Source organism: Mycobacterium sp. IS-1496 (assembly GCF_001499995.1).
Classification (GTDB): Bacteria; Actinomycetota; Actinomycetes; order Mycobacteriales; family Mycobacteriaceae; genus Mycobacterium.
In genome coordinates this window covers 1-25,133 of sequence record NZ_LQIU01000018.1, presented here as the reverse complement: position 1 = coordinate 25,133, position 25,133 = coordinate 1, and the positions used below count along the sequence as shown (strand labels likewise).

Below are 25,133 nucleotides of genomic sequence, written 5' to 3'. Positions count from 1 at the left end.
TCGACACGTGTCATATCGTGACGGTATGGACTTCGCGATGTCGGCCAAGGCGCAGGACTACCACCAGCGGCTCACCGATTTCATGACCGAGTACGTCTTCCCCGCCGAAGCGGACTACCACCGTTACCGCGAGGAGGCCGGGCCGAAGGACCACACCGTCCCGCCAGTGGTCGAGGATCTCAAGAAGCTGGCCAAGGAACGCGGGCTGTGGAACCTGTTCCTGCCGTCGGTCTCCGGGTTGTCCAACCTCGAATACGCGGAACTGGCCGAACTGTCCGGCTGGAGCATGGAGATCGCTCCGGAGGTGATCAACTGCGCCGCCCCCGACACCGGCAACATGGAGACCCTGCACCTGTTCGCCAGCGAGGAGCAGCGCAAGCAGTGGCTGGACCCGCTGCTGAACGGTGAGATCCGCAGCGCGTTCGCGATGACGGAACCGGCCGTCGCCTCCTCCGACGCCCGCAACATCGAGACGACGATGCTGCGCGACGGCTCCGACTACGTGATCAACGGCCGCAAGTGGTGGATCACCGGCGCCGCCGATCCGCGCTGCAAGATCCTGATCGTGATGGGCCGCACCAACCCCGACGCCGCATCGCATCAGCAGCAGTCGATGATCCTGGTCCCCGCCGACACCCCCGGCGTCGACATCCAGCGGTCGCTTCCGGTGTTCGGCTGGCAGGACCAGCACGGGCACTGCGAGATCGTGTTCGACAACGTCCGCGTGCCCGTCGAGAATCTGCTCCACGAGGAGGGCAGCGGTTTCGCGATCGCCCAGGCCCGCCTCGGCCCCGGCCGCATCCACCACTGCATGCGCGCCCTCGGCGCCGCGGAACGGGCACTGGCGCTGATGATCGACCGCGTGCAGAAGCGCGTCGCGTTCGGCAAGCCGTTGGCCGAACAGGGCGTGGTGCGCGAGGCGATTGCCAAGTCCCGCAACGAGATCGACCAGGCGCGGCTGCTGTGCCACAAGGCGGCGTGGACCATCGACCAGGAGGGCAACAAGGCCGCCCACGTGCTGGTGTCGCAGATCAAGGCCGTCGCGCCGCAGGTGGCATGCGACGTCATCGACCGCGCGATCCAGGTGCATGGCGGGGCCGGGGTGTCCGACGACTTCCCGCTCGCGCGGTTTTACGCATGGCACCGCGCGATGCGGCTGTTCGACGGCCCCGACGAGGTCCACATGCGGACGATCGCGCGTGCCGAGTTGGGTCGCGAGAAGTCTCCGTTCGCCGCGGCGGTGTGCCGCCAATCGGACACGGCGGTGTCCCGCTAGTGACCTCGGCCGGCGACGAGCTCTCGGGGGCGTGGAACTTCCGCGACGTCGCGGAGCAGACCGGCATCGCCCCGGGCGTGTTCTTCCGCGCCAGTGAGCTGTCCAACCTCGACGACGACGGCCGCTCCGCGCTGACCGGCTACGGCGTCACCGACGTCGCCGACCTGCGCACGCTGCGCGAACTGGAGCGGCACGGGCCGGGACTGGTGCCCGCCGGGGTGGACATCCACCATCTGCCGTTCATCGAGACCGTCGCCTCGGACGGCGAGGCCCCGCACGAGCACGCCTTCCAGCGGATGATGACCGACAAACCCGACGACGAGTCCGTCGGTGCGGCGGCCGCCCGGTACATGACCGAGGAGTACGGCCGCATCGCCGGCGCACCGCTGGCCCAGCGGGCCGTGCGGCAAGTGGTGGCTCTGTTGGGCTCGGGGCACCGGGTGCTGGCGCACTGCTTCGCGGGTAAGGACCGCACGGGCTTCACGGTCGCAGTCGTGCTGGAGGCCGCGGGGGTGGACCGCGATGCGGTGATGGCCGACTATCTGCGCAGCAACGACGCCGTGCCGCGACTACGGGAGAGCATCCTGGCCACCGTGCGCGAACGCGCCGCCGAGACTCCCGAGGTGCTTGAGATGGCGGAGGCCCGGTTGACGGAGTCCGTGCTCGGGGTGCGGGAGGAGTACCTCCACACCGCACTCCGCACGATCGCCGACCAGTTCGGCTCGCTCGACGGATACCTGACGGCCGCCGGCGTGACGGCCGACGAGCTGACGGGCCTGCGGACCGTCTTGCGCGGCTGAGTTTCCGTAACGCCACGGCGACTCTGCGGCCGAATCTCCGCCACGGCGTTACGTAAATGGCCTTGTCGGTCGTCACCGGCATGCTTCGGCCATGTCCGAGGCGTTCCTCGGCAGCACCGCCCTGGCTGCCGGCATGACGCGTCATACGCTGCGCACGCGGTACGTCGCCCTGCACCACGACGTGTACGTGCCGAGAGACGCCGAACTCACCGCCGCGCTCAGGGCCGAGGCGGCGTCGCTGCGCGCCCGCGGGCATGGCGTCCTGGCGGGATTCTCGGCATCGGCGCTCCACGGTGCGCGGTGGATCGATCCCGGACGACCGTCCACCGTCATCGACGCGAACAGGCGCCGGGCCCGCGGCCTCGAGGTGTGGGCGGACGGCGTCGAACCCGACGAGATCTGCCGGGTCGACGGGATGGCTGTGACCACTCCGGCGCGCACGGCGGTCGATCTCGCACGCCGCTATCCCCTCGGCGCCGCCGTCGCCGCGATCGACGCACTCGCCCGGGCAACGCGGCTGTCGATCGACGACATCCTCGCCGCGACCGAGCGGCCCGGGCGGCACGGGATGTCGCGAGCCCGTGAGGCGATCGCGCTCGTCGACCCGGGTGCGGAGTCTCCGAAGGAGACGTGGCTGCGCCTGGTGATCATCCGAGCCGGGTTCCCTCGCCCGAAACTCAGGTGCCCGTGCACAACGAGTTCGGCGTACTCATCGGCGTGGTGGATCTCGGCTGGCGGGACCGGCGGCTCTCCGTCGAATACGAAGGTAAGCACCACCGGATGACCCGCGAGCGGTTCGAGAAGGACATCCGGCGCATCGACGAGATGATCGAACAGGGGTGGACGGTCCTGAGGATCACCGCGGCCGACACCGAGGCGACCGTGGTCCGGCGCTTACGCGTCGCATGGGGTCGTTCCGCGGCGGCGTGACAGCCGCTTGCGTAACGCCACGGCGACTCTGCGGCCGACTTTCCGCCACAGCGTTACGAAAATTCCCAGCCAGCCCGCTATGCGGTCACGTATACCCCGACCACCCACGCCACCGTCGCGAGCAGCGCACCGGCCAACTCCACGCCCACCGACAGGGCGACGCCCTTGACCGCGTGCACCGTCGACGCCCACGCGACCCGCTGGTCGCGGCGGACCCCGAGTTCGGCGACGTACACCCCGCCGACGAACCCGATCACCAGCCCGAGCACCGGGATCACGAAGAATCCGACCACGCCCAGCACACCGCCGGCCACCAGGCTCATCGTGCGGACGTCGGCGGCCCGCATCCGCCGCATCGGCCACAGGTACTTGATCAGCAGCGCCGCCCCCAGGATCGCGGTGACCACGCCGAGCGTCACCCACGCGGTGAGGTTCTGCTCGACGAAGGCCCACACCGCGACGGCGCCGAACACCAACAGGGTGCCGGGCAGGATCGGCAGCACGATGCCGACCATGCCGACGGCGATCGCCAGCGCGACGAGGAGGATGCCGCCGGCGCTCATCGGCGTTGCCCGCGCACCCACTGCACGGTGCCCATCATCTTCGTGCGCACCCCGACCACACCGAACTTCTCGAGCGTGTCGCCCAGTTCGTCCTCGTCGAACACCCGGGCACCGGCATTGGGCAGCACGTTGATCAGGCGCGCGAGTGGTCCCGCGGTCGGCACCATGACCGCAATCCGACGGCCGGGCCGCAGGACCCGCACCATCTCGGCCAGCGCGACCGACGGGTCGGGGATCAGCTGCAGCATCGCGACCGAGACGACCGCGTCGACGGATTCGTCCCGCAGCGGCAGGCGCTGCGCGTCGGCGCGCAGGAACCCGACATTCGGACCGGCCTCCGCACGGACCGCACGGGCGAGCATCGGCTCCGAGATGTCGACACCCAGCGCCAGGCCGCCCGGACCGACCGCGCGGCCCAGCGCCGCGGTGACGTTGCCCGGACCGCTGCCGACGTCGAGGGCCACTCCCCCGACCGGAACGCTCAGCCACTCGAGCGGCAACTGCCACGCGGTCGACAACCGTCGGATGAGGATCTGGGAGTTGTCGTAGACCAGCGATCCGAGCCGCGACGACCACACCGCCTGGATCGTCCCGGTGTTGCGGTCACCGCCGTCGGTCAGCAGGTCCAGATACCCCTTGCTGACGTCTGGGCGTTCGGGCGGGTCGACGAGCAGCCGTTGGGCCATGGTCAGCGCGGTGTCCACGGTCCCACGGTACGCCGCCCGGTCAGGCTCCGAGCTGGCGCGCCAGATCGAGAAAATCTCTTGCCAGCAGGTCGAATTCGCCCTCGGCCGGCATCCGGCGCTGCCGGTCCGGGCCGTATTCGAGCGGTCGGAACACGAATCCGGTCCGCAGCCCGGCGTCCCGTGCCGCCCGCAGGTCCGACGAATGCGCGGCGACGAGCATCAACTCCTCCGGGGCGACGCCGAGCAGGTCGGCGCAGCCGCGATAGGCCTCGGCGTCCGGTTTGTAGTGCCGGAACAGCTCGGCCGAGACCACGGCGTCCCACGGCAGCCCGGCCCGCTTGGCCATGTTCGTCAGCAGCGACACGTTGCCGTTGGACAGCGTCGTGATGACGAACCGTTGCTTGAGCCGCGTCAGCCCCTCGACGCTGTCCGGCCACGGGTCGAGCCGGTGCCACGCGCGGTTGAGCTCGTCGACCGCCTCGTCGCCGACCGAAACACCCTCGGCGGCAAGCAGATCCACGAGCGTCATCCGGTGCAGGTCGTCGAGTCTCGTCCAGGGCAGCTCACCGCGGCGCACCCGGTCCATCGACGGCACGTACCCCGCCCGCCAGCGGTCGGCGAACGCCGGCCAGTCGGCGGACACCCCGTGCGCACGCCCGAACGCCTCGAGTTCCCGGATGACGCTGGACCGCCAGTCCACCACGGTGCCGAAGACGTCGAACGCCAGCGCGCGAACCGTCAGCATGGTCGGTTCTTCGCGGAAGCGCTCGTCACGGTTCGAGGACCAGCTTGCCCTTGATCTCGCGGTCCGCCAGCGCCTGCAGCGCCGCCGGTCCGTCCGACAGCGCGTACCGCACCGGCGGCGGCGGGCGCAGGCCGGCCTCGACCAGCCTGCCCAGCTCGGCGCCGACGGCGGCCTGCGCACTCGGGTTCCGCCTGACGAACTCTCCCCAGCCGACCCCGACGACGCTCACGTTGCGCAGCAGCAGCCGGTTGACCTTCACGGTGGGGATGCCGCCGCCCGCGGCGAACCCGATCACCAGCAGCCGTCCCTCGGGCGCCAGCACCCGCACCGCATCGTCGAAGGCCGGGCCACCGATCGGGTCCACCACGATGTCCACGCCGCGGCCGCCGGTGGCGTCCATGACGGCCTGGCGCCATCCCTCGGTGAGCGGCAACACCACATCGGCCCCGAGACCCGAGATGAACTCCTCGGCGCCGGGCCGGTGCACCATCGCGATCACCGTGGCGCCGTGCGCCTTGGCGAGCTGGATGGCCGCGGTCCCGATGCCGCCGGCCGACCCGAGCACCAGCACCGTCTCCCCCGGCATCAGCGCTCCGCGGCGGGCCAGGGCGAACTGCATCGTGTAGTAGTTCCCGAGCAGCGCCGCCGCCGACGCGTCGTCGACGCCGTCGGGCGTGGGGATCACGCTGTCCGGCAGCGCCGCCACGCGTTCGGCGAACCCACCCATCAGTGTGAAGGCCGAAACCCGTTGTCCTGGGTGCAGTCCGGACGCCGCGGGCGCCGAACGGACCGTCCCGGCGACCTCCATACCGGGGATGAACGGCGGGTCCAGCTTGAGCTGGTACTCGCCGCGCAGCAGCAACAGGTCCGGGAAGCAGACGCCGGACGCGCCGACGTCGATGATCACCGCCTCGCCCGAGACGGGATCGTCGACGTCGGTGTAGACCAGCCCGGAGGGCCCGGAGAGTTCCTGCGCCAGAAGCGCTTTCATGCCCGCTCAGCCGAGCTTGAAGCTGGCCTGCTGCGCAGCCGACAGATCCGTGATCTCGCCCCACCTGGCGGCGACGTCGTCGAGGGTGGGCACCCCGTCGGAGAACGTCACCCCCTCGTTCTGGAACAGTGCGGTGCGCTGCACTTTGCCGCCGCCGACGATGAAGACCGAATCGGTGTCGGTCAGTTCCTCGGTCATGAGGTGGGCGACGATCGGGGCCACGTACTCCGGCGTCAGCTTCTCGAAGACCTCCGGCGGCAGGATGTCCTGCGTCATCCGGGTCGCCGCGATCGGCGCGACCGCGTTGGTCTTGATGTTGTACTTCGCGCCCTCCTGGGCGAGCGTGTTGATCAGGCCGACGAGGCCGAGCTTCGCGGCGCCGTAGTTGGCCTGGCCGAAGTTGCCGAACAGCCCGCTGGTCGAGGTGGCGACGACGACGCGGCCGAAGCTCTGCTCACGGAAGTGCGGCCACGCCGCGCGGATCACGTTGTAACCGCCGTACAGGTGCACCTTGAGCACGGCGTCCCAGTTCTCGTACGTCATCTTGTGGAACGTGCCGTCGCGCAGGATGCCCGCGTTGCTGACCACACCGTCGACCTTGCCGAACTCGTCGATCGCGGTCTTGATGATGTTCTCGGCGCCCTCGGGTTCGGCGACGGAGTCGTAGTTGGCCGCGGCGCGCCCGCCTGCGGCCTTGATCTCGTCGACGACCTGATCGGCCATCGCCGACCCGGCACCGGTGCCGTCGCGCGCACCGCCGAGGTCGTTGACGACGACGGCGGCGCCCTCGCGGGCCAGCGTCAGCGCGTACTCCCGGCCCAGCCCTCCGCCGGCTCCGGTGACGACGATGACGCGATCCTGCACTCCTGGCATGGTTTTCCTTTCGAGGACTGTCAGAACAAACGGCGGGCGAGCTTGAACGCCTTCTCTGTATACGGGGGATAGATGAAGGCGCCGACGTCGGGGCGGGTCGGTTTGGTCATCACGCTCTTCTTGTGGCTGAACGTCTCGAAGCCGAACCGGCCGTGGTAGGCGCCCATCCCGGACGGCCCCACACCCCCGAACGGCAGCTTGTGCGTGGCGAAGTGGAACAGCAGGTGGTTGACCACCATGCCGCCGGACGACACGTCCTTGACCACCCGCTCGCGGATCGCCCTGGTCTTGGTGAACAGGTAGGCGGCCAACGGCTTCGGCCGCGCATTGACGAAAGCGATTGCGTCATCGAGGGATTGGACGGTCACGATCGGCAGGATCGGCCCGAAGATCTCGTCGGTCATCAGCGGCTCGGCGGGATCGGGGTCCACGACGACGGTCGGTTGGATGCTGATCTTCGACGCGTCCGAGCCGCCGCCGATCACCACGTCACCCTTGGTCGCGGCCAGCGCGGTGGTGAGCCGGTCGAAGTGCCGCTCGTTGACGATGCGCTTGCCTTCGGGATTCTCGGACTCGAAGGTCTGGACCGCGGCCTTGATCTTGTCGACCAGCTGGTCGCGGATCGTCGCCTCGGCCAGCACGTAGTCGGGGGCGATGCAGATCTGCCCCGAGTTGATCAGCTTCGTCCAGGCGATGCGTTTGGCGGCCACGTCGAGGTCGGCGTCGGCGCTCACGATCACCGGGCTCTTACCGCCCAGTTCCAGCGTGACGGGGGTCAGGTGCGGGGCGGCGCCCTCGTAGACCTTGCGGCCGATCTCCGTCCCGCCGGTGTAGAGCAGGTAGTCGAAGCCCTGCGAGATGAGTTCCTGGCTGACCGAACCGTCGCCCTCGATCACCACGATGGCCTCGTTGTCGAGGTAGCGCGGCACCAACTCGGCCATCAACGCCGAACAGGCCGGCGCCACCTCCGACGGTTTGAGCACCACGGTGTTCCCCGCGGCGATCGCCCCGACGGCGGGCCCGAGCGTCAGCGCGAACGGGAAGTTCCACGCGCCGATGATCAGCACCGTGCCGAACGGTTCGTGCTCGACCCACCCGAGGCCGGGCAGCTGTGAGAGCTCCAGCATCCGGTAGCGGCGCCGCGTCCACTTGCGCAGGTTCTTGGCGGCGTCCTTGGCCTCTCCGGCGACGCTGGCGATGTCGGCCAGCCACGCCTCGAAGGGTTTGCGGCCGAGGTCCTGTTCGAGCGCGGCGGCGATGGCCGTCTCGTTCTCGACCATGAGCCGTTCCAGCGCGCGCAGTTGGCGTCGGCGCCATTCGAGGTCGCGGGTGCGGCCGGTCGCGAAGGTGCGGCGGAGACGGTCGACGGTCGCAGGGATGTCGGTGGTGGCCTGGGTGGCCTGGGTAGCCGAAGCGGCGGAATCAGTGGTCATGGCTGGTCCTTCCTGACCGATGAATGACCCGATCCTAACCAACCGGTTGGGGGCTCCTGAGAGCTACGCCACTTTCTCGGCGGTCACCAGCACTGCATGCTCGGTGTAGCACCGCGCGTCGTCGGGACGTCCCGACAGTTCGGGCAGGTGGCGTGCCTCGACGACGTCGGTCCACCATCCCCGCGATGTCAGCCAGCCCGGCGCATCCGAACGCCCCGGGCACATCCCGAGCACGTCGTCGAACGCGATCCGGCTGCCCGCCGCACTGAGCCCGTCGATCTCGGAGATCAGCGCGTCCTGCGTGGCGTCCGGCAGCGGCAGTACGCCTTCGGCCAGCCAGATCGTCGGTTCGTTGTGGTTGAAGCCCGACTCCCAGAGCCGCGTCGGCCACGGCATGCCCGATTCGACGCCCACCGGGTGCCAGTCCGCGACCGGCCGGGCTCCGTGCGCGGTCAGCGCGTTGCGCTTGTACCGCAGCACCGTCGGCTGGTCGATCTCGAAGACCGTCATCCCGTCCGGCCACGCCAGCCGGAACGCCCGGGTGTCCAGCCCGGCCGCGAGCACCACGCACTGGCGGATCCCCGACGCCGCGGCGTCGGCGAGGACCGCGTCGAAGAAGCGGCTGCGCGTCGCGTGATAGTCGGCGATCTGGTGGTGGGCGGCGGCCAGCGCGGGCACCCGGTCGATCAGCTCCGCGGACCGCTGCAGCACCTCGATCACCTTCGGGCGGCCGAGCAGCACCGCGGCCAACGGGTCGTCACAACCCGTGACGCTCGCGACGGCCGCGGTGGTGAGCACCTCGGGGCCGACGCGCGTCGCCACACTCGACACCCCCGGGGCGTGTCTTCTCACGACAGCCTCTCGGCGGTGACGAAGTTGGAGAACGCCTCCTCGTCGGTCAGGTCGGCGGGTAGGGCCCACCGGTTCAACCGGCGCATCTCCTGCTGTGAGCTGACCGCGGTGGCCGTCCAACCGTGGGCGTCGAGCCAGTCGGCGACGTCGGCGCGGTCGGGGTCCTCGTAGATGAGCTGCTGGATGTCCAGCGTCGCGGTCATCTCGAACTTCTCGGCGATGCGCTCGAACCGCTCCCGCATCTCCTGACGCCGGTCGTCGGCCTGCACCCCCGCCGTCTCGGCGGCGATGCGGCTTCCCGGCGCCGACAGGTCGGTGATCTGCTCGAACAGCCGGTCCTGCGCGTCGGCGGGCAGGTACATCAGCAGTCCCTCGGCCAGCCAAGCGGTCGGCAGCGCCGGGTCGAACCCCGCGCCGCGCAGGGCGGCGGGCCAGTCGTAGCGCAGGTCCATCGCCACCTCACGACGGGTGGTGACGGGTTCGACGCCGTGTGCGGCGAGGGTGGCGGCCTTGTACTCGAGCACCTTGGGCTGGTCGATCTCGTACACCGTGGTGCCCGACGGCCAGTCGAGGCGGTACGCGCGCGAGTCCAGACCGGAGGCGAGGATGACGATCTGCCGGATGCCTGCCGCCCCGGCCGCGGCGAAGAACGCGTCGAAAAAATGCGTGCGCACGGCCTGGTAGCTGTTCATGTGCTCGAAGATCGCGGCGGCCTCGGTGTCGGCCTCGGCCACCTTCGAGACGAAGTCGGCGTCGAGGACCGACTCCCAGATGCCGGTGCCCGCCCCGCTGACCAGCAGCCTCGCGTACGGATCCCGGATGAGCGCCTCATCGCGTTCGGTCTCGGCGGCGCGCGAGGCGGCCACCATCACCGCGGTGGACCCGACGCTCGTCGCGATGTCCCACGTGTCGTCGTCGGTGCGCAGAGAGCTCATCAGGGTCCTTTCGCCGCGCACGGGGCGGCGCTCGGCAACAAACGGATTGGCCTCCGATGTTACCGAAAGAGCTTAGGCAAGCTATCTGATAGTGTCTGATCTCACCCGGTCAGGTGCTGAGCTGCCACAACTTGTTGGCCATCAGCAACTCGAACTTCTCGACGATGACGGCGAGTTCCTGCTGACCGCCCACGTACCCGGCGTAGAAACCCATCCCCCACATCACCGCGACCAGCATCTCGACGATCGACGGGATGTCGGTGTCGGTCTGGAGCTCACCGCGTTCGATGGCGTCGTTGACCGCCCAGGACACGAACGACCGTGACATCCGCAGCGCGTCGTGCTCGTCGCTGCGCAGATCGGGATGCCGCTGCGATTCGAGGACCGAGGTGACGAGAAACGCGGCGGCCGAACGGTCTTCGGACTCGGCGTGCATGGCGGCCGAGAAGAACGCCGACAATCGGCCCAACAGCGTGCTCTCACCGTGGGCGCGTTCCATGCCTGCGCTAATAACCCACGCATTGGTCTGTTCGACGACCTCGCGGTAGAGGACGCGTTTGCTCGCGAAGTAATGGTTGATCGCGGGACGGGTCAGATCGGCGCGAATCGCAATTGCCTGGAAAGTCGCAGCGTCGTAACCGAGTTCGCTGAAGACCTCTCTCGCAGCACGCAGGATGCGCTCACGTGTCTCTGCGGCCTTCGCTGCGGGCGGTCGTCCCGGCCCCCGGCTGGCAGTATGCGGCACAGTCAAATTGTGCCATAGGTAACGTCGGGTACCTGCACATGGTCTCGGTCGCGCACCCGCGGGTGCATTTCCAGCAAATCGATGCGAAGAGCCACCGAATCGTCACGGCGAGCCATGTGGCGGCGTCGGCCAAAAAATCAGCCGCAACCACTACTGTGTCGTCCCATGGGGGCCGTGGTCACTCGGGAGGGGTACTTCGAGACCGGACTCGCCGTACTCGCCGACCAGGGCTACGGCGGGCTGAAACTCGCCGAGGTCTGTAACCGTCTCGGGGTGACGACGGGATCGTTCTACCACTACTTCGCGAACTGGTCGGCCTACACCCGCGAGCTCGTCGAGTACTGGCGGCAGCAGCGCACGGTGCGGATCATCGACGCGGTCCGCGCGGTGAGCGATCCGCGCCGCCGCATCGAGACACTGATCGAGGAGGCGCTGGCGCTTCCGCACGGCGCCGAGGCCGCGATCCGGGTGTGGAGCTCGATCGACCGCGACGTCCACACCGTGCAGGCCGGGGTGGACCGGCAGCGGTACGACATCATGCGTGAGTCCTCGCTGGAGCTCATCGGCGACGAGCGGCAGGCGGAGGTCTTCGCGGCGTGGTGTGTCTACATTCTCGTCGGATACGAGCAGGCCACCATCCCCCCGGACGAGGACGCGCTGCGGTGGATCGCGGCCGAGACCCTGCACACGCTGGACTCCGGCCGCTTCAGCTCGGTGTCCGACCCGCGCTGAGCCACCACCGAGCGGTCTACCATCGGCGGTCATGCTGACCCCGGCCGTCCTGTGGCGCCGGGCGGCCGAGCGGATCGAGCGCCGCGACCCCGAACACGACGCGCTGCGCCGCGCGGCGCGGGCGGCCATCGTCATGCCGGTGGCCGCGGCGGCGAGCTTCGCGCTGGCCGGCGGCACCCAGGCGCCGATGTTCACGATCTTCGGTTCGGTGGCGCTGCTGATCCTCGCCGACTTCCCCGGTAACCGGCCCGCGCGGGCGCTGGCGTACGCCGGGCTCGGATTCAACGGCGCGGTGCTCATCACCGTGGGCACCCTGACCGCGCCGCACCCCTGGCTCGGCGTCGCGCTGATGTTCGTGCTCGGCGTCGCGGTGACGTTCTCGGGTGTGCTCAGCGAGGTCATCGCCGCCGGGCAGCGGGCCACGCTGATGACCTTCGTCCTGCCCGCGTGCACCGCGCCGGGCCCGATCGACGAGCGGCTCACCGGATGGCTCATCGCCCTGGCCGTCTGTGTGCCCGCCGCGCTGTTCCTCTTCCCGCCCCGCCACCACGACGATCTGCGCCGCCACGCGGCGACGGTGTGCCGGTCACTGGCCCTCTGCCTCGAGGGCGACGCGTCGACGCGAGACGTGCACCGGGCGATGAACGCGCTGTGGGAGAACTTCGTCAACGCCGACTTCCGCCCCGTCGCGCTGACGGCAGGCAGTCGCGCGCTGGTCCGGGTGGTCGACGACCTGGGCTGGTTGTCCGACCGCGTCACCGACGACACCGCCGCGCTGCTCGGTGACATGAAGCCGCCCATCGTGCGGGTGCTGCGCGATTCGGCGACCGTACTGCGGACCCACGACCGGCAGGAGCGCGCGGCGCGCAACGCCGACCTGGACGCCGCGCTGGACGAACTGCGGTCGATCGCACACGGCCGCTACCGCGAGGACATCGAACAGATCCTGGCGGTGCCCGACGACGCCACCGCGGCCGCGGTCGCCCGCACCCTGCTGGGCCGCCGGACGTTCTCCGCGACGGTCGGGGTGACCGGCCGGATCATCCGCAACGCCGCGCTGGCCGATGCCCGGCCGGTGTGGGCGCGGGTGCTGGGCCGGCGGCTCCCGCACACCGGCGCGGCGGACTGGGTGATGCCCGAGACCACCGCGGTCGCGGCCATCACCAAGGGCTTCGTGGCGACCCGGGCGGTCGTCCTGCGCAACAGCCTGCGCACCGGCCTCGGGTTGGCCCTGGCGGTCACGGTCACCCAGGTGTTCCCCGTCGAGCACGGTTTCTGGGTGGTGCTCGGCGCGATGTCGGTGTTGCGGAGCAGCGCGCTGACCACGGGGACGCGGGTGCTGCGGGCGGTCGCGGGCACCGCGATCGGCTTTCTGCTCGGGGTGGCGCTGATCGAAGTCGTCGGCGTCGAACCGGCGGTGATGTGGCTGCTGCTGCCGGTGGTGGCGTTCGGCTCGGCCTACGTCCCGGAGATCGCCTCGTTCATCGCAGGCCAGGCCGCGTTCACGATGATGGTGCTCATCATCTTCAACGTCATCCAGCCGACGGGGTGGTCGGTCGGGCTGATCCGGGTGGAGGACGTGGTGCTCGGCGCGCTGGTGGGGGCGACGGTCTCGCTGCTGATGTGGCCACGCGGCGCGTCGGCGACGGTCGCGGCCGCGGTGCGCGACGCCTGCGAGGTGGGTGCGGCGTTCCTGCGGGCGGCCGTGCTGCGGGTCACCCGCGGTTCGTCGGAGCAGGCCGCCGACCGGGTGACCGCACTCAGCCACGCCGCCCTGGAAGCCTCCAGGACACTCGATGACGCTGTGCGCCAGTATCTTTCAGAGAACGGCGGGAAGACCGACGTGCGAGCGCCCGTGGTGCGGGCCGCGAACCGGGCGGTGCGGTTGCGGGCCGCCGCCGAACTGATCGCCGACGTCGTCCCGCCGCCGCTGGATGTGTACGCACAGACCCGCCTGGTGCTCGAAGCCCACGCCGCGCTGGTCTGCAGGCGGCTGGTCGGGCCCGCACCCGAGACCGACCGCACGGCGCCGATCAGCGACGACTTCGCGCTGGCGCTACGCCGCGAGGCCGCAGACCCGGAGTCCGAAGAGAACGAGCTGGCCGTCTCCGCCGCGCTTCCGCTGGTCACCGTGGCGGCGAACCTGGGCGAGCTCGAGTTGCTCTACCCCCGTTCCGAACAACCGCTGGCCGTCGGACACTGACGTCAGCGCCCGGACGTGTGCGGCATCAGCGCGTCCGGCGGGATGGAGCCGAACTTGCCGGCCTCGTAGTCCTCGACCGCTTGGATCAGCTCGGACTTCGAGTTCATCACGAACGGCCCGTAGTGGAAGACCGGCTCACGGATCGGCCTGCCGCCGAGGATCAGCACCTCGAGGGCCGGGCGGTGGGAGTCCTGGGTGGGGTCGGCCGCCACGCTCAGGCGGTCGCCGGGACCGAACACCGCGAGCTGGCCCTGACGGATCGGATGGCCGACGGGTCCGACGGCGCCGCGTCCGGACAGCACGTACATCAGCGCGTTGAAGTCCCGGTTCCACGGAATGTTCAGTCGCGCACCGGGTTCCACGGTCGCATGCGCCATCGTGATCGGCGTGTGCGTCGATCCCGGACCGCGCGCGCCGTCGATGTCGCCGGCGATGATGCGGACCAGTGCGCCGCCGTCCTCGGATGCCAGCAACCTGACCTCGCCACCCTCGATGGCCTGATAACGCGGGGCGGCGAACTTGTCCTTGCGCGGCAGATTCACCCACAGCTGGATGCCGTGGAAGATGCCACCGCTCTCGACGAGTTCGGCGGGCGGGGTCTCGATGTGCAGGATGCCGGAACCGGCCGTCATCCACTGGGTGGCGCCGTCGGTGATCAGGCCGCCGCCGCCATGGGAGTCCTGGTGGGCGAACCGGCCGTCGATCATGTAGGTGACGGTCTCGAACCCGCGGTGCGGGTGCCAGTCGGTGCCGCGGGGTTCCCCCGGCTCGTATTCCACCTCGCCCATCTGGTCCATGTGGATGAAGGGGTCGAGGTCGGCGGCGCTGACGCCGGCGAACGCGCGGACGACGGGGAAGCCCTCGCCTTCGAAGCCGCGGGGACCGGTGGTGATCGAGCGGACGGGCCGCTCGGTGTCGGAGGGCGCGGGTGACGTCACGCGGGGCAGCGTCAGGGTGTCAGCGGTGATGGCAGGCATGCCCCCTACAACCGGACTACGGTCCGATTAATTTCCTCAGCCGAGCGCGCCGAGATCAGACCTATGCCTCGCCATTTCGCCGGAAGCGTGTCACAACCCTGATCTCGCGCGGTCCTCAGCCGAGCACGGCGAGTGCGGCGGCTCGTGCCTCGGCGGCGGTCGCGGTGGCCAGCACGGCCTCGGCCGCGTCGCGGCACTGCTGGAGGGTCACCTGGGCGAGCTTGGCGCCCACCCCGGGAACCGCCGCGGCCGCGGCGGACAGCGACGTCACGCCGAGACCCGTCAGGACGCAGGCGAGCGTCGGGTCCGCCGCGGCCTCACCGCACACGCCGACGGGCTTGCCCGCCGCGGCGCCCGCCCGAACGGCCATCGCGACGAGCGCGAGCACGGCCGGCTGCCACGGGTCGGTGAGCGCGGCCAGATCGGCGGACATCCGGTCGGCGGCCATCGTGTACTGGGCGAGGTCGTTGGTGCCGATCGACAGGAAGTCGACGTGCTCGAGGATGCGGTCGGCCAGCAGGGCGGCGGCGGGCACCTCGATCATCACCCCGGGCGTCAGCCCGTGGCGGCGGACGGCGGCGGCGAAGTCCTTCGCCTCGTCGGCGGTGGCGATCATCGGCGCCATCACCCACGGCCGGTTGCCGGTCTGGGCCGCCGCGGCGGCGATGCCGGCGAGTTGGCGGTCGAGGATGCCCGGGTTGCCGTGCGCGATACGAATGCCCCGGACGCCGAGCGCCGGGTTGGCCTCGTCGGGGTGTCCGGCGAACTTGAGCGGTTTGTCGGACCCGGCGTCGAGTGTGCGAACCACGACCTTGTGCCCGGCGAAGGCGTCGAGCACCTCGCCGTAGATCGCGGCCTGCTCGTCGACGGTCGGCTCGGTGTCGCGGTTGAGGAAGCACAGTTCGGTGCGGAACAGGCCGACACCTTCGGCGGGGGTGTCGCGGGCCGCCCGTGCCGCGGCGCCGTCCTGCACATTGGCCAGGATCGCGACCGGATGGCCGTCGGCGGTCACCCCGGGCCCCGTCCAGCGCGCGGCGCGCTCGGCGTCGTGCCGGGCCGTGGCGACGGCTTGGGCCGCGGCCACCTCGTCGGGGCCGACGGTCACCGTGCCGGCCGTCCCATCGACCAGCACGAGCGAACCGGCGGACACCGCGTCGAGGCCGTCGACGGCGACCACGCACGGGATCCCGAGCTGACGGGCGATGATCGCGGTGTGGCTGGTCGGGCCGCCCAGTGTGGTCGCCAGCGCGACGATGAGCGTCGGATCGAGGCCCGCGGTGTCGGCAGGCGCGAGGTCCTCGGCGCACAGGATCGACGCGACCGACGGCAGCGGGACGCCGGGTTCGGGCAGCCCGCTGAGCTCGGCCACCACGCGGTCGCGGATGTCCTGTAGGTCGGTGACCCGCTCCGCCATCAGCCCGCCCATCTTCGTGAAGAGGTCGACGAACTGTGCGACGGCCTCCCGGACCGCGCGGACGGCCGGGGTACCGCCGGCGATGCGTTTCTCCGCGGCGCCCAGCCACGCGCGGTCCTGCGCGAGGGTCGCGGTGGCGGCGAGCACTTCGGAGGCCGCGCCGGTCGCATGTGCGGCGCGGTCCCGCAGACGGGTGGCGACGGCGGTCGCCGCGGCGCTGAACCGGGCGGCCTCGGCCGGTCGGTCGGCCTCGGTGAGCTCGGCGGCGCCGTCGTCGACGACCGGCAGCCGACCCGGGCGGATCACCGGCGCGTACTGCACGCCGGGGACCACCGGGACACCGTGCAGCACGGTGCCGGCCGGCGCGCCGTCCGCCTGAGGGGCGTCGTGTGACGTGGGCGCTGATGAAGCGGTCATGTGAACCAGGTTACTCAAAACCATTGACAAGTCAACACGAACGGTAGTAAAACCAAACATAACCAACAACAGTCCCGGCATTTCCCACATATACGGAGCTTCATGTACGCCGAAGAACGGCAGCAGGCCATCGCCTCACTGGTGATGCAGAGAGGCCGCGCCTCGGTGGCGGAGCTGGCCGAGGCCTACGACGTCACCACCGAGACTGTCCGGCGCGACCTGGCCGCCCTCGACCGGGCCGGACTGCTGCGCCGGGTCCACGGCGGTGCGGTGCCCGCGCGGGCGCTGCACCTCGTCGAGGCGGACGTCGCGGAACGGGACGCGACGCGGGCCGGCTACAAGGAGACCATCGCCGCGGCGGCCCTCGACCTCCTGCCCGTCAGCGGGGGCAGCATCCTGCTCGATGCCGGCACCACGACCGCACGGATCGCCGCGCAGTTGCCCGCCGACCGTGAACTCGTCGTCGTCACGAACTCCGTGCCGATCGCCGCCCGGCTGGCCGGCATGCCGATGGTGGAACTGCAACTGCTCGGCGGGCGGGTGCGCGGGCTGACCCAGGCCGCCGTCGGCGAGCAGGCCCTGCGGGTCCTCGACAGCCTGCGCGTCGACGTCGCCTTCGTCGGCACCAACGGCATCAGCGTGCGGCACGGTCTGTCCACCCCGGACAGCGAGGAGGCCGCCGTCAAGCGCGCGATGGTGCAGGCCGCCAACTACGTGGTGGTGGCGGCCGATTCGTCGAAGGTCGGCCGCGAGGAGTTCGTGAGCTTCGCGCCGCTGGGCAGCGTCGACACCCTGGTCACCGACGGGGAGATCACCGACGCCTACCGCAGGGAGTTCGCCGAGCGTGGCGTCGAGGTCGTGATCGCATGATCGTCACCGTCACGCCCAATCCCAGCGTCGACCGCACGGTCGCACTGCCGACGCCGCTGACCCGCGGCGCGGTGCAGCGGGTCACGTCGGTCGTCAGTGAGCCGGGCGGAAAGGGCGTCAACGTCGCCCGCGCGCTGACCCTCGCGCGGGTGGAGGCGGTCGCCCTGCTGCCCGCCGCGGACGACGACCCGATCGTCACCGCACTGCGCGCGACGGGGGTGCCGTTCCGCTGCGTGCCGATCGCCGAACCCGTTCGCACCAACCTGGCCATCACCGAACCCGACGGCACCACGACGAAACTCAACGAGCGCGGCGCGACACTGGACGCCGCCGCCCGGGACGCGCTCACCCGCAGCCTCGTCGCGGCCGCCGAGAGCGCCGCCTGGGTGGTGCTGTCGGGCTCGCTGCCGCCCGGCCTGCCGGACGACTGGTACGCCGAGGTGGTCGCGCGGCTGGCGTCCCTGCCCTGCCGGGTCGCCGTCGACACCTCCGAACGCCCGCTCGCCGCGCTGGCCGCTGCGTTCGACGATGCGGCGCCCGATGTCATCAAACCCAACGCCGAGGAACTGGCCGGGCTCGTCGGCGAATCCGCCGAGGAGCTGGAAAGCGCTGCCGCCCACGGCGATCCGGGCCCGGTCGTGGCCGCCGCGCGCCGGCTCGTCGACCGCGGAGTCGGCGCCGTGCTCGCCACGCTGGGCGCCGCAGGCGCCGTCCTCGTCGACCAGACCGGCGCGTGGATGGCGACGCCGCCGCCCATCGTCCCGCGTAGCACCGTCGGGGCGGGCGACTCGTCGCTGGCCGGTTACGTCCGTGCGGCCGTGGGCGGTGCCGAGGCGCCCCACCGGCTGCGCATGGCCGTCGCCTACGGCAGCGCCGCCGCGGCCCTCCCCGGCTCCGCACTGCCCACACCCGCCCAGCTCGATCTCGACGGCGTCGCCGTCAGCGCCATCGCCCCGACCCCTGCCAGCTCCTGACACCCGACCGAAAGAGCCAGTGATGTCCAGTCCCACCGCATCGCCGATCATCACCACCGATCTCGTGCTGCTCGACGTCGACGCCGGCGCAGACAAGGAGGCCGTGATCGGCCGCCTCGTCAGCCGGCTGGCCGACGCCGGGCGCACCAGCGACACCGACGGCCTGGTCTCGGCCGCGCTGGCCCGCGAAGGACAGTCGGCGACCGGCCTGCCCGGCGGGCTCGCGATCCCGCACTGCCGCTCGCCGTACGTCGACACGCCCACCATTGGGTTCGCCCGGCTGGCGCCCGGCGTCGATTTCGGCGCCCCGGACGGACCGGCCGACCTGGTGTTCCTCATCGCCGCACCGGAGTCCGGCGGCGCCGACCACATGAAGCTGCTGTCGAGCCTCGCACGCGCCCTGGTGCGCAAGGACTTCGTCGCCTCGCTGCGGGCGGCCGGCACCCCCGACGAGGCCGTCTCACTGGTCGAGGGTGTGGTGAGTCCCCAGCCGGCCGCAGCACCGCCGTCCACCGCGAAACCGGAACCGGAACCCGAACCGGCCAGGCAGCGGACCCTCGTCGCGGTGACCGCCTGCCCGACCGGGATCGCGCACACCTACATGGCGGCCGACTCCCTGGCGGCCGCCGCGAAGAAGGCCGGGGTCGCGCTGCACGTGGAGACACAGGGGTCCTCGGGCAGCACGCCGCTGTCGGCGACGACGATCGCCGAGGCGGACGCCGTCCTCTTCGCCACCGATGTCGGGGTCAAGGACCGGCAGCGCTTCGCGGGCAAACCCGTCGTGGCCTCCGGGGTCAAACGGGCGATCAACGAACCGGACAAGATGGTCGCCGAAGCGCTGGCCGCCGCCGTCGATCCGAACGCCGCGCGCGTCGAGGGCGGAGCCGCGGGCGCACCGGCGGCGGCCGCCCCGTCGGGGGATGTCGGCTGGGGCACCCGCACCCGGCAGATCCTGCTGACCGGTGTGAGCTACATGATCCCGTTCGTCGCCGCGGGCGGTCTGCTGATCGCGCTGGGTTTCCTGTTCGCGGGCTACGACATCGCGAATACCCCTGACGGCCAGACGGATTCGCTCGGCAAGATCATTGCGACCACGAACTCGCTGACCGACCTGCCGTCGGGCGGGCTGATCCAGTACCTCGGCGCGGTGCTGTTCACGATCGGCAACCTCGCGTTCTTCTTCCTGGTGCCCGCACTGGCCGGCTACATCGCGTTCGCGATCGCCGACCGGCCGGGTATCGCACCCGGATTCGTCGCCGGCTACATCGCCACCACGGTGGGCGCGGGCTTCATCGGCGGCATCGTCGGCGGGCTGATCGCCGGCTTCGCCGCGCTGTGGATCAGCCGGATCGGCGTCCCGCAGTGGGCCCGCGGGCTGATGCCGGTGGTGATCATCCCGCTGTTCGCGTCGATGGTCGTCGGCCTGCTGATGTTCCTGCTGCTCGGCAGGCCGCTGGCCTGGCTGACCACCAGCCTCACTGACTGGCTCAACGGGCTGTCGGGCAGTTCGGTGATCGTGCTGGGCGTCATCCTCGGCCTGATGATGTGCTTCGACCTGGGCGGCCCGGTGAACAAGGCGGCCTACGCGTTCGCGACCACCGGGCTCAACGTGGCCGACCCGGCGTCGCTGCGGATCATGGCGGCGGTGATGGCCGCGGGGATGGTCCCGCCGCTGGCGATGGCGCTCGCCTCGACCGTGCGGCCGGGGTTGTTCACCGAACCGGAACGCGAGAACGGCCGCGCCGCATGGCTACTCGGTGCGTCGTTCATCTCCGAGGGGGCGATCCCCTTCGCCGCGGCCGACCCGCTGCGGGTCATCCCGTCGATGATGTTCGGCGGCGCGATCACCGGCGCGCTGGTGATGGCCTTCGACGTCACGTCCAAGGCGCCGCACGGCGGCATCTTCGTGTTCTTCGCGATCGGCAACCTGGTGTGGTTCCTGGTTGCGCTCGCGGTGGGCACGGCGGCAGGCGCAGGCGCCGTCGTCGCGGCCAAACAACTCGCCAAGCCCAAGGTCACCGCGGAGGGGACGCCCGCGCTGGCCGCCGCCTGACCCCTGCCTCGAGGCGCCCAAACGAACAAACGGGCGCCGAAGTACGAGTAACTCCAACCATTTCGTCGAACTCGGCAACCGCCCCTACAGAAGGAGATCTCCACCATGCCCGCACGCACCGTCACCGTCGGCTCGGCCATCGGGCTGCACGCCCGCCCCGCCGCGATCATCGCCGAAGCCGTCGTCACCGCGGGCGTCCCGGTCACCCTCGCGGTCCCCGGGGGTGAGCCCGTCGACGCCGGGTCCGCCCTGATGATCATGACGCTGGGCGCGGGCAACGGCGCCGAGGTCACCGTGGAGTCCGACGACGCGGCCGCCCTCGACACCGTCGCCGGGCTGGTCGAGCAGGACCTCGACGCCTGACTCCCCACCCGTAGTTCCGCCGACAAGAAACCGCAGCTACCCCCCTCGCCGTGCCTTTAAGATTGCTCCGTGCATTCGACCGGTCCGCGCGGCGTCAGGGGAGGAGCCGCCCGCGAGGCGGATCCGGGTTTGCTGTCTACACTGAGGCGCGAAGCCGTCGGCGGGTTGACACGGGGGGTGCTGAGCACGGTGCAGCGGGTGCGGGTGGTGGTCGTGGCCCTGTTGTTGGCGCTGGTCAGCGCGCCACCGGTGGGGGCGGTCGAACCACCGAGCATCGACCCCGCGGCGCTACCGCCCGATCAGACCGGACCCGATTCGCCGACGGAGCAGCGCCGGGTGTGTTCGGCCCCGACAGTGCTGCCGAACTCCAACTTTGCCGACAAGCCCTGGCCGAACGACTATCTCCAGCTGGCCGAGGCCCAGAAGTTCGCGACCGGCGCCGGGGTCACGGTCGCGGTGATCGACACCGGTGTGAACGGGTCACCGCGCGTGCCCGCAGAACCGGGCGGTGACTTCGTCGACCAGGCCGGCAACGGCATGTCGGACTGCGACTCGCACGGCACGCTGACGGCGTCGATCATCGCCGGAAGGGGATCGCCCACCGACGGGTTCGTCGGGGTCGCCCCGGACGCCCGTGTCCTGTCGCTGCGCCAGACCTCGGAGGCCTTCCAGCCGGTCGGCGCCCGCCAGGATCCCAACGACCCCAACACCACGCAGACCGCGGGGTCGCTGCGCAGCCTCGCCCGCGCCGTCGTGCACGCCGCGAACCTGGGCGCGCAGGTGATCAACATCAGCGAAGCCGCCTGCTACAAGATCACCCGCCCCATCGACGAGACCGGACTGGGCGCGGCGGTCAACTACGCCGTCAACGTCAAGAACGCCGTGGTGGTCGTCGCCGCGGGCAACACCGGGCAGGACTGCACGCAGAACCCACCGCCCGACCCGGCGGTCCCGACCGATCCGCGCGGCTGGCAACAGGTGCAGACCGTCGTCAGCCCGGCCTGGTACTCACCGCTGGTGCTGACCGTCGGCAGCATCAACGACAACGGTCAGCCCAGCAACTTCTCGATGTCCGGTCCCTGGGTGGGTGCGGCCGCCCCCGGCGCGAACATCACCGCGCTGGGTTACGACGGTCAGCCCGTCAACGCGCTGCAGGGTCAGGACGGGCCCATCCCGATCGGCGGCACGTCGTTCTCCGCCGCGTACGTCTCGGGGCTGGCGGCGCTGCTCAAACAGCGTTTCCCCGCACTGACCCCCGCACAGATCATGAACCGCATCACCGCCACCGCCCGCCACCCCGGCGGCGGCGTCGACAACTACGTCGGGGCGGGGGTGATCGACCCGGTGGCCGCGCTGACGTGGGAGGTGCCCGAGGGGCCCACCGACATCCCGTACCGCGTCAAACAACTGCCGCCCCCGGTGTACGTCCCGCCGCCCGACCGCGGACCGATCACCTGGGTCGTCGTGATCGGGGCGGGTCTGACCGTGATCCTCGGCATCGCCGCGCTGACCCGGCGGGCGTTGAGGCGCCGATGAGACCCTTCCTCACGCAGTTCGGGCTGCGCCTGACCACCGGCCACCTGATCTGGGCGGCGGTGCTGATCCCGGCCTGCATCGCGCTCTTCATCCCGCTGAACCTGCTGTGGGTCGGCATCGCGGTGTCCGTACTGATCGCGCTGATCGCGGTCGTGACGGTCCGCGGACGCCGGTTGACGGGCTGGGTGGCGGCGCTGTTCTCCTGGCGGCGCCGACACCGCAGCACGCCGCCCGCCCCGTCGGAACCCGCGGTGGGTGCGACGGTCATGCCCGGCGACCACGTCGCGGTGCGCTGGCAGGGTGACCACCTCATGTCGGCGATCGAACTGGTGCCGCGGCCGTTCACCCCGACCGTGGTGGTGAACGGGCAGTCCTTCACCGACGACGTGCTCGACACCGCACTGGTCGAGACGTTGATCGCCGCACACTGCCCGGAACTCGAAGCCGACGTCGTGGCCGCGGGGTACCGGGTCGGCAAGACCGCGCCGGCCAGCCTGGTGGCGCTGTACGAACAGGTCGTCGGACCGTATCCGGCCCCGGCGAGCCGCCGGACCTGGATCGTGCTGCGGGCCGACCCCGAGCTGACCCGCAAACCCGCGCAGCGCCGCGACTCCGGTGTGGCGGGGCTGGCGCGGTACCTGGTGGCCTCGACGACCCGGCTGGCGGATCAGTTGGCCGGCAACGGGATCGACGCCCGCCCCAGCCGCAGCTTCGACGATTTCGACCGGGCCACCGAGGTCAGCTTCGAACGGGAGACCTGGTCGGCGATCAAGGGCCGCAGCACCTTCACCGCGGCGTACAGCGCCCCCGGCGGACCGGACGTGTGGTGGTCGGCGCGCGCCGACCACACGATCACCCGGATGCGGATCCGCCCGGGCACCGCCCCGACCACCACGGTGCTGTTGACGACGTTGGCCAATCCGTCGACGCCCCGCGGGTTCTCCTGTCTGTTCGGCGGCCAACGCGCCGCGCTGCAGGGCATCAGCCCGGTGACCGACAAGCACTACGAGCTACCGATCGGGTCGGCGGGAATCCTCATCGGCGAGACCGCCGACCGGTATCCGGTGTACATGCCGTTCGACGACGTCGACGTCAGCATCAACCTCGGGGATGCGCGCCTGTTCACGCAGTTCGTGGTCCGGTCGGCGGCCGCGGGGGCGGTGGTGACGCTGGGTCCCCAGTTCGGCGAGTTCGCCGGCTTCGTCAACGGGCGGATCGGCCACGACGCCAAACTGTCGTGGCCGAACGCCACCACGTATCTGACCCCGCACCCCGGAGTCGGGCGGGTGATATTGCGACACAACTTCATCGACACCCCGAGGCACCGGCAGCTGCCCATCCGGTTGATCAACCCGCGCGAGGAAAGCCGCTACCAGATGGCCCTCGAGCAGTGATCGACCGCGTACCGGCCGCCGGGATGCCGCGGTGAACTGAGGAGGAAGACATGGCGGGCGACGAAGTCCGGGTCGAGCCGGCGGACCTGCGGGCGCGCGCGACCGCGCTGGACGAGGAGATCCTCGACGAGTCGCAGCGTCCCACGCCGCCGTGCGGACTCCCGTTCGTGACGGCGTCGGCGGCCGGCATCGCGGCGGGTTCGGACACGCTGCGCAGCCACCTGATCGCCGGGAACCGCGAAGCCGAACGGCTCGCCGCGGTGCTGTCCGAGGCGGCCGACGTCTACCAGCAGATCGACACCCGCGCGGCCCAGGCTCTCGAGTACCCCGACGGTCCCCGCTCGGTGGAACCCGTCGCGGTCAATCCCACCCTTCCGCCGTCGGTCCCGGCGATCGAGTTTCCCGCCACGGTGCCCGCCGTGCCGGGCGGCCAGACCGACGCGGGCTTCATGGATGTGAAGGCGGCCGCGCAGATCATCCACTCCGGGAATTCGGGCCCGATGCGGACGTACGGCGAGCAGGCCAAGAACTTCGCCGGCACACTGCGCGAGAGGGCCGCGTCCTTCAACCTCGAGGGCATCAACTGGGAGGGCACCTCCGCCGAGAAGGCGGGTGACGCGGTCCGTCAGCACAAGGAGTGGCTGGAGAAGCTGGCCGAGAGTTACCAGTTCCTCGGCGACGAAGCGATCGACATGGCCGATGCCCACGACACGTGGGCGGGGCAGCATCCGACGGTCGCCGAGGTCGAAGCGGTCGAGGCCCGGGTGGCCCAGGCCGGCCAGGCGGGCGACAAGAACGCGCTCGCGGCGGCCATGATGGACTACCTTGCGCTGCAACGGAAGTCCGAGGAGGTCCGGACGAGTTACAGCGCCGACGTCGCAGGCAAGAGCCTGCCCCAGGTGGTCGACCCGCCGCAGGGTGCGGCACCGGTGCCGCCGATCAGCAGCAACGGTGCCCCGCGCAAGGGCGGGAACCAGCCGCCCGGTGAGGGCACCCCGGGTGAACCGGGTGGCGGCCAATCCGGCGGCGGCCAACCCGGTGGCGGCCAACCCGGCGGACGACCGGGGGCTCAACAGGCGGCTGCGACGGGCGCCGGCTCGCCTGGCGGCCAGGGTTCACCGCCACCCGCGGGCGGCCCTTCCGGTGGCGGCTCGCCGTCAGGAGGCGGCGGGTCGCCCGCCGGTGGTGGCGGCGCCCCGGCCGGTGGTGGTGCGCCCCCTGGCGGTGGCCTCCCGGGTGGACTGCCCGGCGGTCTTCCCACCGGCGGGCCGGAAGGGCTGCCGCCACTCGAGGACCCGGCGCTGAAGCCCGCCGCTGCCAGCGGCGGGGGTGCCGGTGGCGGGGGGGGTGGCGGAGCAGGCGGCGGCGGAG

Annotated in this window: 22 protein-coding genes and 1 pseudogene; 12 read left to right on the top strand and 11 right to left on the bottom strand. The window is 71.0% G+C overall.

The features are described 5' to 3' along the window. Positions 1-37 precede the first annotated feature (37 nt). The 3 genes and pseudogenes from AU195_RS11500 (at position 38) to AU195_RS11490 (ending at position 3,006) form a co-directional block, all read left to right on the top strand. On the top strand, positions 38-1,276 hold the full coding sequence (locus AU195_RS11500; protein ID WP_172800550.1) for an acyl-CoA dehydrogenase family protein: 1,239 nt from the start codon (positions 38-40) through the stop codon (positions 1,274-1,276). Beyond that, a complete protein-coding gene (locus tag AU195_RS11495) occupies positions 1,276-2,076 on the top strand; it encodes a tyrosine-protein phosphatase (protein WP_059159196.1) in 801 nt (266 codons plus the stop codon). The genes AU195_RS11500 and AU195_RS11495 overlap by 1 nt, the downstream gene beginning before the upstream one ends. Positions 2,077-2,167: 91 nt before the next feature. Further along, a pseudogene (locus AU195_RS11490) lies at positions 2,168-3,006 on the top strand (type IV toxin-antitoxin system AbiEi family antitoxin). 77 nt (positions 3,007-3,083) lie between these two features. On the opposite strand, the gene AU195_RS11485 reads toward AU195_RS11490, so the two are convergent. From AU195_RS11485 to AU195_RS11445, 9 genes are all read right to left on the bottom strand, one after another. Further along, positions 3,084-3,569: a DUF456 domain-containing protein gene (locus tag AU195_RS11485; protein WP_059159195.1), complete on the bottom strand. Its 486-nt coding sequence runs from the start codon at positions 3,567-3,569 to the stop codon at positions 3,084-3,086. Continuing rightward, the gene (locus AU195_RS11480; protein WP_172800549.1) at positions 3,566-4,255 is read right to left on the bottom strand and encodes a methyltransferase domain-containing protein; all 690 of its coding nucleotides are present in this window, start codon (positions 4,253-4,255) and stop codon (positions 3,566-3,568) included. Before AU195_RS11480 ends, AU195_RS11485 begins: the two co-directional genes overlap by 4 nt. A gap of 40 nt (positions 4,256-4,295) precedes the next feature. Next, complete coding sequence (locus AU195_RS11475; RefSeq protein WP_082703037.1) at positions 4,296-5,000, bottom strand: haloacid dehalogenase type II; 705 nt, start codon at positions 4,998-5,000, stop codon at positions 4,296-4,298. 25 nt (positions 5,001-5,025) lie between these two features. Next, on the bottom strand, positions 5,026-5,991 hold the full coding sequence (locus AU195_RS11470; protein ID WP_059159193.1) for an NADPH:quinone oxidoreductase family protein: 966 nt from the start codon (positions 5,989-5,991) through the stop codon (positions 5,026-5,028). A gap of 6 nt (positions 5,992-5,997) precedes the next feature. Continuing rightward, positions 5,998-6,864 carry an SDR family oxidoreductase gene (locus AU195_RS11465; RefSeq protein WP_059159192.1) on the bottom strand — a complete coding sequence of 289 codons (867 nt, stop codon included), beginning with the start codon at positions 6,862-6,864 and terminating at the stop codon, positions 5,998-6,000. Positions 6,865-6,884: 20 nt separating this feature from the next. Further along, positions 6,885-8,297: an aldehyde dehydrogenase family protein gene (locus AU195_RS11460; protein WP_059159191.1), complete on the bottom strand. Its 1,413-nt coding sequence runs from the start codon at positions 8,295-8,297 to the stop codon at positions 6,885-6,887. Between the two features lie 63 nt (positions 8,298-8,360). Beyond that, entirely contained in the window at positions 8,361-9,149 is a 789-nt protein-coding gene (locus AU195_RS11455; protein WP_059159190.1) for an SAM-dependent methyltransferase, read from the bottom strand. Continuing rightward, positions 9,146-10,084 (bottom strand): SAM-dependent methyltransferase, encoded by a 939-nt coding sequence (locus AU195_RS11450; protein ID WP_059159189.1) that lies wholly within the window; start codon positions 10,082-10,084, stop codon positions 9,146-9,148. The genes AU195_RS11455 and AU195_RS11450 overlap by 4 nt, the downstream gene beginning before the upstream one ends. Positions 10,085-10,193: 109 nt before the next feature. Continuing rightward, positions 10,194-10,829 carry a TetR/AcrR family transcriptional regulator gene (locus AU195_RS11445; protein ID WP_059159188.1) on the bottom strand — a complete coding sequence of 212 codons (636 nt, stop codon included), beginning with the start codon at positions 10,827-10,829 and terminating at the stop codon, positions 10,194-10,196. Positions 10,830-10,994: 165 nt separating this feature from the next. Here AU195_RS11445 and AU195_RS11440 point away from each other — a divergent pair, with 165 nt between their 5' ends. Together AU195_RS11440 and AU195_RS11435 are read left to right on the top strand one after the other, a co-directional pair. Then, on the top strand, positions 10,995-11,561 hold the full coding sequence (locus AU195_RS11440) for a TetR/AcrR family transcriptional regulator (RefSeq protein ID WP_059159187.1): 567 nt from the start codon (positions 10,995-10,997) through the stop codon (positions 11,559-11,561). Positions 11,562-11,592: 31 nt separating this feature from the next. Then, positions 11,593-13,764 (top strand): FUSC family protein, encoded by a 2,172-nt coding sequence (locus tag AU195_RS11435; RefSeq protein WP_059159186.1) that lies wholly within the window; start codon positions 11,593-11,595, stop codon positions 13,762-13,764. Positions 13,765-13,766: 2 nt separating this feature from the next. Here AU195_RS11435 and AU195_RS11430 read toward each other — a convergent pair whose 3' ends face one another. Together AU195_RS11430 and AU195_RS11425 are read right to left on the bottom strand one after the other, a co-directional pair. After that, positions 13,767-14,741, bottom strand: coding sequence for a pirin family protein (locus AU195_RS11430; RefSeq protein ID WP_059159185.1), 975 nt, complete (start codon positions 14,739-14,741; stop codon positions 13,767-13,769). Between the two features lie 115 nt (positions 14,742-14,856). Then, the gene (locus AU195_RS11425; RefSeq protein WP_059159184.1) at positions 14,857-16,632 is read right to left on the bottom strand and encodes a phosphoenolpyruvate--protein phosphotransferase; all 1,776 of its coding nucleotides are present in this window, start codon (positions 16,630-16,632) and stop codon (positions 14,857-14,859) included. Between the two features lie 42 nt (positions 16,633-16,674). Between AU195_RS11425 and AU195_RS11420 the strand changes: the two genes are divergently transcribed. The 7 genes from AU195_RS11420 to AU195_RS11390 form a co-directional block, all read left to right on the top strand. Next, positions 16,675-17,442 (top strand): DeoR/GlpR family DNA-binding transcription regulator, encoded by a 768-nt coding sequence (locus tag AU195_RS11420; protein WP_059159183.1) that lies wholly within the window; start codon positions 16,675-16,677, stop codon positions 17,440-17,442. Continuing rightward, positions 17,439-18,416: a 1-phosphofructokinase family hexose kinase gene (locus tag AU195_RS11415; RefSeq protein ID WP_059159182.1), complete on the top strand. Its 978-nt coding sequence runs from the start codon at positions 17,439-17,441 to the stop codon at positions 18,414-18,416. The genes AU195_RS11420 and AU195_RS11415 overlap by 4 nt, the downstream gene beginning before the upstream one ends. Before the next feature lie 22 nt (positions 18,417-18,438). Then, positions 18,439-20,469 carry a PTS fructose transporter subunit IIABC gene (locus AU195_RS11410; protein ID WP_059159181.1) on the top strand — a complete coding sequence of 677 codons (2,031 nt, stop codon included), beginning with the start codon at positions 18,439-18,441 and terminating at the stop codon, positions 20,467-20,469. Positions 20,470-20,574: 105 nt separating this feature from the next. Continuing rightward, a complete protein-coding gene (locus AU195_RS11405; protein ID WP_059159180.1) occupies positions 20,575-20,832 on the top strand; it encodes an HPr family phosphocarrier protein in 258 nt (85 codons plus the stop codon). 189 nt (positions 20,833-21,021) lie between these two features. Next, positions 21,022-22,368, top strand: coding sequence for a type VII secretion-associated serine protease mycosin (gene mycP, locus AU195_RS11400; protein WP_059159239.1), 1,347 nt, complete (start codon positions 21,022-21,024; stop codon positions 22,366-22,368). After that, positions 22,365-23,762, top strand: coding sequence for a type VII secretion protein EccE (gene eccE / locus AU195_RS11395; protein WP_059159179.1), 1,398 nt, complete (start codon positions 22,365-22,367; stop codon positions 23,760-23,762). Before mycP ends, eccE begins: the two co-directional genes overlap by 4 nt. Positions 23,763-23,812: 50 nt before the next feature. Further along, on the top strand, positions 23,813-25,133 hold a 1,321-nt coding region (locus AU195_RS11390), incomplete at its 3' end, for a PPE domain-containing protein (protein ID WP_059159178.1).

Bases quoted from the DNA above. Each gene is read 5' to 3' on its own strand.
- AU195_RS11500 (WP_172800550.1), top strand. From the start codon at position 38: ATGTCGGCCAAGGCGCAGGACTACCACCAGCGGCTCACCGATTTCATG.
- AU195_RS11485 (WP_059159195.1), bottom strand. From the start codon at position 3,569: ATGAGCGCCGGCGGCATCCTCCTCGTCGCGCTGGCGATCGCCGTCGGC.
- AU195_RS11480 (WP_172800549.1), bottom strand. From the start codon at position 4,255: ATGGCCCAACGGCTGCTCGTCGACCCGCCCGAACGCCCAGACGTCAGC.
- AU195_RS11475 (WP_082703037.1), bottom strand. From the start codon at position 5,000: ATGCTGACGGTTCGCGCGCTGGCGTTCGACGTCTTCGGCACCGTGGTG.
- AU195_RS11470 (WP_059159193.1), bottom strand. From the start codon at position 5,991: ATGAAAGCGCTTCTGGCGCAGGAACTCTCCGGGCCCTCCGGGCTGGTC.
- AU195_RS11465 (WP_059159192.1), bottom strand. From the start codon at position 6,864: ATGCCAGGAGTGCAGGATCGCGTCATCGTCGTCACCGGAGCCGGCGGA.
- AU195_RS11460 (WP_059159191.1), bottom strand. From the start codon at position 8,297: ATGACCACTGATTCCGCCGCTTCGGCTACCCAGGCCACCCAGGCCACC.
- AU195_RS11450 (WP_059159189.1), bottom strand. From the start codon at position 10,084: ATGAGCTCTCTGCGCACCGACGACGACACGTGGGACATCGCGACGAGC.
- AU195_RS11440 (WP_059159187.1), top strand. From the start codon at position 10,995: ATGGGGGCCGTGGTCACTCGGGAGGGGTACTTCGAGACCGGACTCGCC.
- AU195_RS11435 (WP_059159186.1), top strand. From the start codon at position 11,593: ATGCTGACCCCGGCCGTCCTGTGGCGCCGGGCGGCCGAGCGGATCGAG.
- AU195_RS11430 (WP_059159185.1), bottom strand. From the start codon at position 14,741: ATGCCTGCCATCACCGCTGACACCCTGACGCTGCCCCGCGTGACGTCA.
- AU195_RS11425 (WP_059159184.1), bottom strand. From the start codon at position 16,632: ATGTTTGGTTTTACTACCGTTCGTGTTGACTTGTCAATGGTTTTGAGT.
- AU195_RS11420 (WP_059159183.1), top strand. From the start codon at position 16,675: ATGTACGCCGAAGAACGGCAGCAGGCCATCGCCTCACTGGTGATGCAG.
- AU195_RS11415 (WP_059159182.1), top strand. From the start codon at position 17,439: ATGATCGTCACCGTCACGCCCAATCCCAGCGTCGACCGCACGGTCGCA.
- AU195_RS11410 (WP_059159181.1), top strand. From the start codon at position 18,439: ATGTCCAGTCCCACCGCATCGCCGATCATCACCACCGATCTCGTGCTG.
- AU195_RS11405 (WP_059159180.1), top strand. From the start codon at position 20,575: ATGCCCGCACGCACCGTCACCGTCGGCTCGGCCATCGGGCTGCACGCC.
- eccE (WP_059159179.1), top strand. From the start codon at position 22,365: ATGAGACCCTTCCTCACGCAGTTCGGGCTGCGCCTGACCACCGGCCAC.